At 57.7% G+C, this 11,848-nt stretch carries 10 protein-coding genes; 5 read left to right on the plus strand and 5 right to left on the minus strand.

From position 1 onward, the window contains the following. Nucleotides 1-8 precede the first annotated feature (8 nt). Both QMG15_RS10975 and QMG15_RS10980 read right to left on the minus strand, forming a co-directional pair. Complete coding sequence (locus QMG15_RS10975) at nucleotides 9-3,881, minus strand: FAD/FMN-binding oxidoreductase (RefSeq protein ID WP_281788636.1); 3,873 nt, start codon at nucleotides 3,879-3,881, stop codon at nucleotides 9-11. Nucleotides 3,882-4,239: 358 nt separating this feature from the next. Further along, nucleotides 4,240-4,524: a hypothetical protein gene (locus QMG15_RS10980; protein ID WP_108358280.1), complete on the minus strand. Its 285-nt coding sequence runs from the start codon at nucleotides 4,522-4,524 to the stop codon at nucleotides 4,240-4,242. Between the two features lie 25 nt (nucleotides 4,525-4,549). On the opposite strand from QMG15_RS10980, the gene hemA reads away from it, so the two are divergent. From hemA to grxD, 4 genes are all read left to right on the plus strand, one after another. Beyond that, entirely contained in the window at nucleotides 4,550-5,809 is a 1,260-nt protein-coding gene (gene hemA, locus QMG15_RS10985; RefSeq protein WP_108358281.1) for a glutamyl-tRNA reductase, read from the plus strand. 11 nt (nucleotides 5,810-5,820) lie between these two features. Further along, nucleotides 5,821-6,927, plus strand: a complete 1,107-nt coding sequence (gene prfA, locus QMG15_RS10990) for a peptide chain release factor 1 (RefSeq protein WP_281788637.1) — start codon at nucleotides 5,821-5,823, stop codon at nucleotides 6,925-6,927. Nucleotides 6,928-6,995: 68 nt separating this feature from the next. Continuing rightward, the gene (gene prmC, locus QMG15_RS10995) at nucleotides 6,996-7,829 is read left to right on the plus strand and encodes a peptide chain release factor N(5)-glutamine methyltransferase (protein WP_281790127.1); all 834 of its coding nucleotides are present in this window, start codon (nucleotides 6,996-6,998) and stop codon (nucleotides 7,827-7,829) included. A 25-nt stretch (nucleotides 7,830-7,854) separates the two neighbouring features. After that, complete coding sequence (grxD, locus tag QMG15_RS11000) at nucleotides 7,855-8,172, plus strand: Grx4 family monothiol glutaredoxin (protein ID WP_108358283.1); 318 nt, start codon at nucleotides 7,855-7,857, stop codon at nucleotides 8,170-8,172. A gap of 28 nt (nucleotides 8,173-8,200) precedes the next feature. Here grxD and QMG15_RS11005 read toward each other — a convergent pair whose 3' ends face one another. The 3 genes from QMG15_RS11005 to QMG15_RS11015 all read right to left on the minus strand — a co-directional run bounded on the left by QMG15_RS11005 (nucleotide 8,201) and on the right by QMG15_RS11015 (nucleotide 11,102). Beyond that, a complete protein-coding gene (locus tag QMG15_RS11005) occupies nucleotides 8,201-8,587 on the minus strand; it encodes a hypothetical protein (protein ID WP_281788638.1) in 387 nt (128 codons plus the stop codon). Next, nucleotides 8,584-9,237 (minus strand): lytic transglycosylase domain-containing protein, encoded by a 654-nt coding sequence (locus QMG15_RS11010; protein ID WP_281790128.1) that lies wholly within the window; start codon nucleotides 9,235-9,237, stop codon nucleotides 8,584-8,586. Before QMG15_RS11010 ends, QMG15_RS11005 begins: the two co-directional genes overlap by 4 nt. A gap of 119 nt (nucleotides 9,238-9,356) precedes the next feature. Beyond that, a complete protein-coding gene (locus QMG15_RS11015; protein WP_281788639.1) occupies nucleotides 9,357-11,102 on the minus strand; it encodes a proline--tRNA ligase in 1,746 nt (581 codons plus the stop codon). A gap of 105 nt (nucleotides 11,103-11,207) precedes the next feature. On the opposite strand from QMG15_RS11015, the gene QMG15_RS11020 reads away from it, so the two are divergent. Then, nucleotides 11,208-11,840: an RNA pyrophosphohydrolase gene (locus QMG15_RS11020; RefSeq protein ID WP_281788640.1), complete on the plus strand. Its 633-nt coding sequence runs from the start codon at nucleotides 11,208-11,210 to the stop codon at nucleotides 11,838-11,840. Nucleotides 11,841-11,848 lie beyond the last annotated feature (8 nt).

Here is an 11,848-nt window from a genome sequence, read left to right on the forward strand (position 1 = left end):
GGCTCCTGTTAGACCAGCACGCGCTCAATGCCACCGGCATTGGCGTTGGCCACGTATTCGGGCATCCACTGCTCGCCCAAGATCTTGCGTGCCATCTCGACCACGATGTAGTCGGCTTCGAGCAAGCCGTTTTGCAAATCGTCACCGTAACGCGTGAGGCCTTGCAAGCAGCTGGGGCAGCTGGTGAGGATCTTCATGTCGCCTTTGGCTTCACCCGTCATGGCGCGCAAAGCGGCTTCGTCCTTTTGCAACTCGGCTTCTTTGCGGAAGCGCACTTGCGTGGCAATGTCAGGACGCGTCACACCCAAAGTGCCAGACTCGCCACAGCAGCGGTCACTCTTGACCACTTGGTCACCCACCAAAGCTTTGACCGTTTTCATCGGGTCTTGTTGCTTCATGGGGCTGTGGCATGGGTCATGGAACAAATAGCCTGCTTGCTGCTCGGCACTGAGCTTGATGTCCTTTTCGAGCAAGAACTCGTGGATGTCAACGATGCGGCAACCAGGGAAGATTTTGTCGAACTGGTAACCCTGCAACTGGTCAAAACACGTGCCGCAGCTCACCACCACGGTTTTGATGTCAAGGTAGTTGAGCGTGTTGGCCACGCGGTGGAACAACACGCGGTTGTCCGTGATGATCTTGTCAGCCTTGTCGAACTGACCCGAACCCTTTTGCGGATAGCCGCAGCACAGGTAGCCAGGCGGCAACACGGTTTGCACGCCCGCATGCCACAACATGGCTTGCGTGGCGAGTCCCACTTGGCTGAACAAGCGCTCTGAGCCGCAACCGGGGAAATAGAACACCGCTTCTGTTTCAGACGTGGTGGTCTTCGGGTCACGGATGATCGGCACGTAGTCTTTGTCTTCGATGTCCAGCAGAGCGCGCGCGGTTTTCTTGGGCAAGTTGCCGGGCATCTTTTTGTTGATGAAGTGAATCACCTGCTCTTTGATGGGCGCGGCACCCACCGACGCAGGCGGCGCCTTGGTTTGTTTGCGTGCCACGACCTTGAGCACATCGTGCGCAAAGCGTTGCAGTTTCATCCCCACGCCCACCATGGCGCCACGTGCCAGCTTGATGGTTTCAGGGTTGGTGGCATTGAGCATGAACATCGCGGCTGCATTGCCGGGACGGAAGCTCTTTTTACCCATCTTGCGCAACAGGTTGCGCATGTTCATGGACACATCGCCAAAGTCAATCTTCACCGGGCAAGGCGACAAACACTTGTGGCAGACCGTGCAGTGGTCGGCCACATCTTCAAACTCTTCCCAATGCTTGATGGACACACCACGGCGCGTTTGCTCTTCGTACAAGAAGGCTTCGACCAGCAGCGAGGTGGCCAAAATTTTGTTACGTGGGCTGTACAGCAAATTGGCGCGTGGCACGTGGGTCGAGCACACGGGTTTGCATTTACCGCAACGCAAGCAGTCTTTCACGCTGGCCGCAATTTCGCCAATGTCGGACTGCTGCATGATCAGCGATTCGTGGCCCATCAAACCAAAGCTCGGCGTGTAGGCTTGGCTCAAATCGGCGTGGCGCAAGGATGTATCCACATCCTGGTTGCGCAGCAATTTGCCTTTATTGAAGCGGCCTTCTGGGTCCACCTTGGCTTTGTAGTCGGCAAACGGTTTGAGTTCGTCGTCGGTCAAAAACTCGAGCTTGGTGATGCCAATGCCGTGCTCGCCCGAAATCACACCATTGAGCGAACGCGCCAGCACCATGATGCGTGCCACCGCTTCGTGGGCGGTTTGCAGCATGGCGTAGTTGTCACTGTTGACGGGGATGTTGGTGTGCACGTTGCCGTCACCGGCGTGCATGTGCAGGGCCACCCACACGCGGCCTTTGAGCACGCGTTGGTGAATGGCATTGCACTCGTCCAAGATGGGCGCGAGTTGTGCGCCCGTGAACGTGTTTTGCAACACCGCACGGATTTGTGTTTTCCAGCTGGCACGCAAAGTGTGATCTTGCAACTGTGGGAACAGTGCATCGCACTCGTTGAGCCACTGCTGCCACAGGCCACGCACTTCACCAATGAGTGAGCGGGCTTGTTGCACGCGGTCTTCGAGCAACTCGGGCGTAGGAATGTCGGCGGCATCGTCAGACTTACCTAAAGGCAAATTGCCTTTGGCAAAGAAGTCTTCTAAAGCGTCGCACAGCTCAATCTTGTTGCGCAGGCTCAACTCGATGTTGATGCGCTCAATACCGTCGGTGTACTCGGCCATGCGTGGCAAAGGGATCACCACGTCTTCGTTGACCTTGAACGCGTTGGTGTGGCGGCTGATGGCTGCCGTGCGTTTGCGGTCGAGCCAGAATTTTTTACGCGCCTCAGGGCTCACAGCCACAAAGCACTCGCCGCTGCGGGTGTTGGCCATGCGTGAGACTTCAGAGGTGACGCGAGCTACTTCGTCAGCGTCATCGCCAGCGATGTCGCCAATCAACAGCATCTTGGGCAAGCCGCCGCGTTTGCTCTTGGTGGCGTAGCCCACAGCACGCAGGTAGCGGTCATCCAAATGCTCTAAGCCAGCCAGTAACACGCCGCTGCGCTTTTGCTCGGCAAACATGTAGTCTTTGATTTCCACGATGCTGGGCACCGCGTCTTTGGCGTTGCCGAAAAACTCCATACACACGGTGCGTGTGTGCACAGGCATGCGGTGCAAGATCCAACGCGCGCTGGTGATCAAACCATCGCAGCCTTCTTTTTGCACGCCGGGCAAGCCGCTGAGGAACTTGTCGGTCACGTCTTTGCCCAGACCTTCTTTGCGGAAGGACTTGCCGGGGATGTCGAGGCGCTCTTGGCGGATGAAGGTTTTGCCGTCGGCTTGGTAGTACTTCAGCTCGAAGCTGGCCATCTCAGCATCGTGAATCTTGCCGAGGTTGTGGTCCACGCGAACCACGTCCAACCACTCAGCGTCGGGGGTCACCATGCGCCAGCTGGCCAAGTTGTCGAGCGCGGTGCCCCACAACACAGCTTTTTTACCGCCCGCATTCATGGCGATGTTGCCGCCAATGCACGAGGCTTCAGCAGACGTGGGATCTACGGCAAATACAAAACCACCGCGCTCAGCCGCATCGGCCACGCGCTGGGTCACCACACCGGCTTCGGTGTAGATGGTGGGCACTTTGTGCGCGATGCCGGGCAAGTCGACCATTTCGACTTCGGTCATGGCTTCGAGCTTTTCGGTGTTGATGACCGCGCTCTTCCACGTGAGCGGAATCGCACCACCCGTGTAGCCCGTGCCGCCCCCACGTGGGACGATGGTCAGGCCAAGGTCGATACAGCCTTTGACCAAGCCCGCCATTTCTTCTTCCGTGTCTGGCGTCAGAACAACGAAGGGGTATTCCACGCGCCAGTCGGTGGCGTCGGTCACGTGGCTCACACGTGAGAGGCCATCGAACTTGATGTTGTCGTGGGCGGTGTGCTTCTTGAGCATGCGCGCTGCTTTTTTGCGCAGGGCGGCAATCGCGTCGAACTGGGTGTTGAACGTTTCAATCGCACGACTGGCCGCTTGCAGCAGCTGGCCCACCATGGCATCGCGTTCGGTGTCGGTATCGGGCGTGCGGCGTTGCTCAACTTCACCGAGGCGGTGATGCAAGGCTTCCACCAGTTGGTGGCGGCGTTTGGGGTTGTCGAGCAAGTCGTCTTGCAAATAGGGGTTGCGTTGCACCACCCAGATGTCGCCCAACACTTCGTACAACATGCGAGCCGAGCGACCGGTGCGGCGCTCTTGGCGCAAACGCAGCAGCAATTCCCAGGCATCGGCGCCGAGCAAACGCAACACGATTTCTCGGTCAGAGAACGAGGTGTAGTTGTAGGGAATTTCGCGCAGTCGCGGGCTTTCTTCAGCCGTGGCGAGCAAGTGGTTCAGCGAGGTGGGAGCATTCATGTTGTGGTGTGCGCGCTAAGGCGCATTGAGGGCGCGAATTAAGGGGTTAATTTTACCGCAGGGGGCTTGGGTACTTGAGTTTTGAGGGCTGAGAGCACTTACTGGCTTTGGGGGTGTCGGGTATTGGCTTTTAGGGGTATTGGTCGGGTGACGTTGGATTGAAGTCACTTCTGCACGGTGAGTAAGCCGCATGCGCGTTGGCTCCTCTTCGCTGCGCTCAGAATGTCGCTCACCGCGCACACGGCCTACTCACCGTCTGGCGGGGCGTTGCTTCGCTCGTCTCGGGGAGCGCTCGCTTCGCTTTACCTCTTAAGCCTGCATGTTTGAATGCCAAGTTAGGTGTTTATCACCACAACACTTAGCTGCGCCAGCCTTTGCACATCAACCACTGGGCAGTGCCACAAGCGATGACCAAAGCCGAATACGTAGCCATTTTTCCGTCAACGCCCCATAAAACCAAGCCGCCAGCCAAGACGGCCGTGCCTAAAACACCACTCACCACAGTCTGTTTCAGCAGGCTCCAACTGGCCACAGGCAGCCACCAACGGGCGGTGAAACGGGCCACGAGCACGCAAAACAGGGCCACAACCCATGCCGGTGCAATGAAGTTAAAAGTGTGAATGATTTGTTCTAAAGGGCCCATGTGAGTAAATTTTATAATCTGCGTTATGGCAGTCTGGGCTTTAGGCCTCAATCACACGACAGCCCCGCTTGATTTGCGGGGCCGTTTTACTTTTGCGGTCGAACAAATGGGTCCGACCATCGCGACCCTGCGCCATTCTTTTGCACCCGACAGCGAGGTGGCCATCCTATCCACTTGCAACCGCACCGAGATTTACTGCGCGGGCAGCGAGGCCCAAATGCAGCAAACCTTGGCTTGGTTAGCGCAGTCAGGCGGCGTGTCGGCAGATGACCTCAAAGGCCACACTTACGCCCTGCTGGAAGCCGATGCCGCCCGTCACGCCTTTCGCGTGGCCAGCGGCTTGGACTCGATGGTGTTGGGCGAACCCCAAATCTTGGGCCAGATGAAAGACGCGGTGCGCGCTGCCTCAGAAGCCGGCGCTTTGGGCACCACGCTCAATCAACTTTTCCAACGCTCGTTTGCTGTGGCCAAAGAGGTGCGCAGCTCCACCGAGATTGGCGCGCACTCCATCAGCATGGCCGCCGCCGCGGTGCGCTTGGCCAGCCAGCTGTTTGAAGACCTCAGCGAAACCCGCGTGCTGTTTGTGGGCGCGGGCGAAATGATTGAGCTGTGCGCCACGCACTTTGCCGCCAAGAACCCCAAAGCCATCGCCATTGCCAACCGCACGTTGGAACGCGGCGAAAAGCTGGCCACGCAATTCAGCGGTGAAGTCATGCGCTTGGCCGACTTGCCGCAGCGACTGCATGAGTTTGATGTGGTCATCAGCTGCACCGCCAGCACCCTGCCCTTGATTGGCCTGGGTGCGGTGGAGCGCGCACTCAAACAACGCAAACACCGCCCCATGTTCATGGTCGACTTGGCCGTGCCACGCGACATTGAGCCCGAAGTGAAGTCACTCGAAGACGTGTACCTCTACACCGTGGACGATTTGTCTGACGTGGTGCAAACCGGTCAAGCCAACCGCCAAGCCGCCGTGGCGCAAGCCGAAGCCATCATCGATGCCGGCGTGCAAAGCTTTGAACACTGGATGGACCAGCGCAGCAATGTGCCGCTCATTCAGCAACTCAACGCGCAAGCGGAAGACTGGCGCAGCGCTGAGCTGGCGCGTGCCCGTAAATCACTGGCCAAAGGCGACGATGTCGATGCGGTGCTGGAAACCTTGTCACGCGGCCTGACCCAAAAAATGCTGCACGGTGCCATGGCCGAATTGCACGCAGGTGACGCCGACTCGCGCGAACGGGCACGCCACGCGATTGAGCATTTCTTTTTGCGCGGCAACCGTTAGGCGCTGACCCCATGAAAGACTTTCTGCGCGCTCAGCTTGCGCGCCACACCCAACGTTTGCATGAACTCGATTTCTTGCTGTCTCGCGAAGACATCATGAAAGACATGACACAGTTCTTGGCTTTGTCACGCGAACACACCGACGTGACGGCCACCGCAGGCCGCTACGCGCGCTACCAACAACGCGAAGCCGATTTGCAAGCCGCGCAGCAGATGTTGCAAGACGGTGGCGATGACGCCGACATGCGCGCCATGGCTGAAGAAGAAATTGCCAGCGCCCAAGCCGAACTCTTGCAACTCGAAGCCGAGCTGCAACGCATGTTGCTGCCCAAAGACCCCGACGATGCACGCCCTGCGTTCATCGAAATTCGCGCGGGCACGGGCGGCGACGAGTCTGCTTTGTTTGCCGCCGATTTGCTGCGCATGTACATGCGCTACGCCGAGCGCAAAGGCTGGCGCACCGAAATCGTGAGCGAATCACAAAGCGAGCTGGGTGGCTACAAAGAAGTGGTGGTGCGCATGGACGGTGGCTCTAGCGGCGACGGCGTGTATGGCTGGCTCAAATTTGAATCGGGTGGCCACCGCGTGCAGCGCGTGCCAGCCACCGAAACCCAAGGCCGCATCCACACCAGCGCTTGCACGGTGGCGGTGCTGCCTGAGCCAGACGAAGCCGAGGCCATCAAAATCAACCCATCCGATTTGCGCATCGACACCTACCGCGCCAGCGGTGCGGGTGGTCAGCACATCAACAAGACCGACTCTGCCGTGCGCATCACCCACTTGCCCACAGGCATCGTGGCCGAATGCCAAGACGGCCGAAGCCAACACAGCAACAAAGCCCAAGCGTTGAAAGTGCTGACGGCTCGCATCCAAGAAAAAGACCGCTCAGAGCGCGCCGCCAAAGACGCCGCCATGCGCAAAGGCTTGATTGGCAGTGGCGACCGCAGCGACCGCATCCGGACCTACAACTTCCCGCAAGGGCGTTGGACTGACCACCGCATCAACCTCACGCTGTACAAACTCAACTTCATCATGGAAGGTGATTTGAGCGAAGCGATGGAAGCGTTGAAGCATGCGCACGAAGCCGAACAACTGGCCGCGCTGGAAGGCAACACATGAGCGCGATGCAGCCCAGCGGTTTGCCTGTCGTGTCGACCACTGGAGCAAACACATCAGAAGCACAAGCCATGCAGACTGTCGTGCAAGCTGCAGCCTGGGCACAAACCTTGGGCCTGCCACGCCTAGAAGCCCAAGTGCTGCTGTTGCACGCCTTGGGCCGCGCACCGCATGACCGCGCTTGGTTGTTGGCGCACGGTGATGACGCGCTAGATGCGACTGTGCAAGCCACCTTCGCGACCAACACACAACGCCGCCTGAACACCGAACCCGTGGCCTACATCACCGGCGAGAAAGAGTTTTTCGGGTTGACACTGCACGTGGACCACCGCGTGCTCGACCCACGCGCAGACACCGAAACTTTGGTGGAGTGGGCCTTGTCCTGCCTTGCCGACACGCCCTCGCCCGACGTGGTGGACCTTGGCACCGGCAGTGGCGCGATTGCCTTGGCGCTCAAACATTCGCGGCCTGATGCCCAAGTGTGTGCAGTAGACGCCAGTGCCGATGCTTTGGCTGTGGCCAGTGCCAATGCCAAACGTTTGGCGCTGCCTGTGGATTTTCACCACGGCTCGTGGCTAGCCCCCTTGAACGGGCACACCTTCGACGCCATCGTGTCCAACCCGCCCTATGTGGCCAGCGATGATGCACATTTGGCTGCGTTGAAACACGAGCCTTTGTCTGCGCTGGCTTCTGGCGTGGACGGACTGGACGACATCCGCACCATCGTGCGCCAAGCCACACAACACCTCAAACCCAATGGCTGGCTGTTGCTGGAACACGGCTACGACCAAGCCCATGCCGTGCAAACCTTGCTGGGCAACCAAGGGTTTGTGAACGTACAAAGCCGTCCTGACCTTGCGGGCATCTTGCGCTGCTCGGGTGGACAATGGCCAACAGTGAAATAATTAACTTTTGATTTGGAGAGAACCTATGAGCGACGCACAACAACGCATTGATGAACTCGTAAAAGGCAACGAGGTGTTGCTGTTCATGAAGGGCAGCGCAAGCTTCCCCATGTGTGGTTTTTCGGGCCGTGCGGTGCAAGTGCTCAAAGCTTGCGGCGTCGACCCCAAAGCCATCAAAACCGTGAACGTGCTGGATGACGCCGAAATTCGTCAAGGCATCAAGGAATACAGCAACTGGCCCACCATCCCACAGCTCTACATCAAGGGCGAATTCATTGGTGGCTCCGACATCATGATGGAAATGTATGAGTCGGGTGAGTTGCAAAAAGTCATCAACGGTTAATCACCAAAGCCCGCTGCAGCGGGCTTTTTTATTGCACCGGCACCAACAGTTGCTCAGTTTTACATTTGGCGTTGCCGTAGCGTTGCAAACACAAATTGGCAGCGCACGACTCAATGGCCATTTTGCGAACGGCTTCGTTTTGGTCAATCACGACAGTTTCTTGGTAGGGAATGTATTCGGGCCGCGTGATGTCGTTGCAAATGGTGTTGGTGTGTGCGCCGTCGCGCGTGCTAAAACAACTGCGCATCCCTGTTGACACATGAATCACGCGTTGACGTGTTTGCACCACTTGCACTTTGTTCTCAGGGTAATCCGCCAAAGCTTGTGGCGCGCACTCGGCCTCAACAGCGCGATAGGCTTTGGTGGCGCAGCCTGTCAGCAGCGCCGCTGCCAAGACGAAAAACCATACTTTCATTGCCACCCCTTTTGCGCTGCCAACACAGCATTTGGATATTGCGCTTGGCCCCGACTGCCGTTGTAACGGCCTAGCGCCAAAAATAAATCTCCGTTCTCAACGTTCATGTAGTGCCGCAAGATGACGCAACCAAAGCGCAAATTGGTTTGCGCTTGAAACAACACACTGGCATCGCCCTCGGCCAGCACACGCGTCCAAAACGGCATGACTTGCATAAAGCCCCGCGCCCCTGCACTGCTGATGGCAAATTTGCGAAAACCACTTTCCACTTGAATGAGGCCCAACACCAGCGAGGGCTCTAAGCCGGCACGCTGGCTTTCGTACCAAACGGTTTGCAAAAACTCGCGGCGCAAATGCGGATTGGCCAGTTCATGCGCCAGTACATCAGGTGTGCCGTTTGGCGTGGCCGCAGCGATGGCTAGATTGGCTTGTGCAGGGCTGGCTTTGCGACGTTGCAACTGTTTTTCTAAACGTGCTTCGGTTTGCGTGAGCCATTGCTGAAAGGCGTTGAGCGCCTTCACATCGGCATGAACTAATACCGGAGGACCTGACTGATGCACCGCCGCGCTGAGCGCGGTGCGCACCGAATCGATCAAGGGCTCTTCACGCTGGTTGCCGGCATTCGCCAAGGGGAGGCATAAGACGCACAGAAAAAAAGCCGCCGTACTCTGTCGCCCAAAGCGCCAAAGCAAGCGGCATGTATTGCGTATCAGGTGCTCAACACCCGCCATGCCTGTCTGGCCTGAACGGGCGCAAGCACGCTGCTGCATCACAAACCGAGCTTGGCCTTCACATGCGCCAACACCTCGGCCACGGCCACTTTGGTGGATTCGCTGTCGCGGCGATTTTGGTACTCGACCACGCCGTCTTTGAGGCCTTTGTCGCCAATGGTCACGCGGTGGGGAACGCCGATCAATTCCCAGTCGGCAAACATCGCGCCGGGGCGCTCGCCACGGTCGTCCAAGATGACGTCCACGCCCAAGGCCAACAAGTCTTCGTAGAGCTTGAAGGCAGCGGCTTTGACGTCTTCGCTGCGGTCCATGTTGACGGGGCAAATCACCACGGTGAATGGTGCGATGGCATCAGGCCAAATCATGCCGCGCTCGTCGTGGTTTTGTTCGATGGCGGCGGCGGGCAAGCGCGTCACACCAATACCGTAGCAACCCATTTCCATGAATTGCGGTTTGCCGTTCACGTCCAAGAACGTGGCGTTCATGGCTTGGCTGTATTTGGTGCCGAGGTAGAACACATGGCCCACTTCGATGCCGCGCTCAATCGCCAGCACACCCTGGCCGTCTGGCGAGGCGTCACCGGCCACCACGTTGCGAATGTCGGCCACCAAATCAGGCTCAGCCACATCGCGGCCAAAGTTGACGCCCGTCATGTGGAAGTCGACTTCGTTAGCACCGCAAATCCAATCGGCCATCACCGCCACATCGCGGTCTGCCACGATCTTCAAAGGCTGCTTCAAGTTGACGGGACCGAGGTAGCCGGGCTTGCAACCGAAGTGGTCGTCGATTTCCTGCGTTGTGGCGAAACGGAAGCCACCTTCAAAGCCAGGCAACTTGCCCACTTTGACTTCGTTCATGTCGTGGTCGCCGCGCAAGAGCAAGAGCCACACTTGTGACTTAACGACTTCGCCTTTGTCGTTGAGGGTGTCGGTGGCCAACACCAATGATTTGACGGTGGTGTTCAGCGGCACGTTCAACAAAGTAGCCACGTCTTCGCAAGTGCTTTTGCCAGGTGTGGCAGTTTTGGTCAAAGCCTGCGTGGCTGCACCGCGCGTTTGCGTGGGCGCCAAGGCCTCGGCCTTTTCCATGTTGGCGGCGTAAGTGCTGGTGGGGCAATAGACGATGGCGTCTTCGCCGGTGGCGGCAATCACTTGGAACTCTTCGCTCAAGTCGCCGCCAATGGCGCCGCTGTCCGCAGCCACGGCACGGTAGGTCAAGCCGAAGCGGTCAAAAATCTTGCGGTAAGCGTCAGCCATGACTTGGTAGCTTTGCTTGGCCGAAACTTGGTCACGGTCAAAGCTGTACGCGTCTTTCATGATGAATTCGCGGCCGCGCATCAAACCAAAGCGTGGGCGGCGCTCGTCACGGAATTTGGTTTGAATTTGGTAGAAATTTTTAGGCAGCTGTTTGTAGCTGCGAATTTCTTGACGGGCGATGTCGGTCACCACTTCTTCGCTGGTGGGTTGCACCACAAAGTCGCGGCCATGGCGGTCTTTGATGCGCAAGAGTTCTGGGCCCATCTTGTCGAATCGACCGGTTTCTTGCCACAGCTCAGCAGGTTGCACCACGGGCATGGTGAGCTCAATGGCGCCCGCTTTGTTCATCTCTTCGCGCACGATGGCTTCGACTTTGCGAATCACGCGTAAGCCCATGGGCATGTAGTTGTAAATGCCAGCGCCGAGCTTTTTGATCAGGCCCGCGCGCATCATCAATTTGTGGCTGACCACTTCGGCGTCAGCGGGGGCGTCTTTGAGGGTGGAAATGAGAAACTGGGAGGCTTTCATGCGTGCAATCGAATCGTCAATTTAGTAGGGAATTACGTCAAATTTTGAGTGAACTGGTGCAGCTCTGTGCATAATCGACTCAGTTTAAAAATTTGAGGTTTGATTATGCTTGACCGAGAAGGGTTCAGACCCAACGTCGGCATCATCTTGCTCAACCAGAAAAATCAGGTTTTTTGGGGCAAGCGCATTCGCACCCACAGCTGGCAGTTCCCACAAGGTGGCATTGATCGAGGAGAGACTCCCGAGCAAGCCATGATCCGTGAACTGCACGAAGAGGTGGGGCTCAAGCAAGAGCATGTGCGCATTGTTGCCCGTACCCGTGATTGGTTGCGCTATGAGGTGCCAGACCGGTTCATCCGCCGCGATGCGCGCGGTTTTTACAAAGGCCAAAAGCAAATTTGGTTTTTGCTGCAGATGGTCGCGCCTGACCACCATTTGAATTTACGTGCCACCGACCATCCAGAGTTTGACGCTTGGCGTTGGAATGACTACTGGGTGCCACTGGACGTGGTGGTCGAGTTCAAGCGCGGCGTGTATGAAATGGCGCTGACTGAGCTGTCGCGCTTTTTGCCGCGCCAAGACAACCGCAACCGCCATTTGCGCACTGGCCATCACCCCGCACAAGAAAACAGCGGTATGCCCAAGCAATTTGGTGCCGTCATGAACATGGAGTTGCCACCAGGCGCCACGTTTGACCCTGACCCACAAGCAGGTTTGCGACAGCGCGAAGGTTCATAAAAAAAGCC

The sequence above is a fragment of the Limnohabitans sp. INBF002 genome, assembly GCF_027924905.1.
Classification (GTDB): Bacteria; Pseudomonadota; Gammaproteobacteria; order Burkholderiales; family Burkholderiaceae_C; genus Limnohabitans.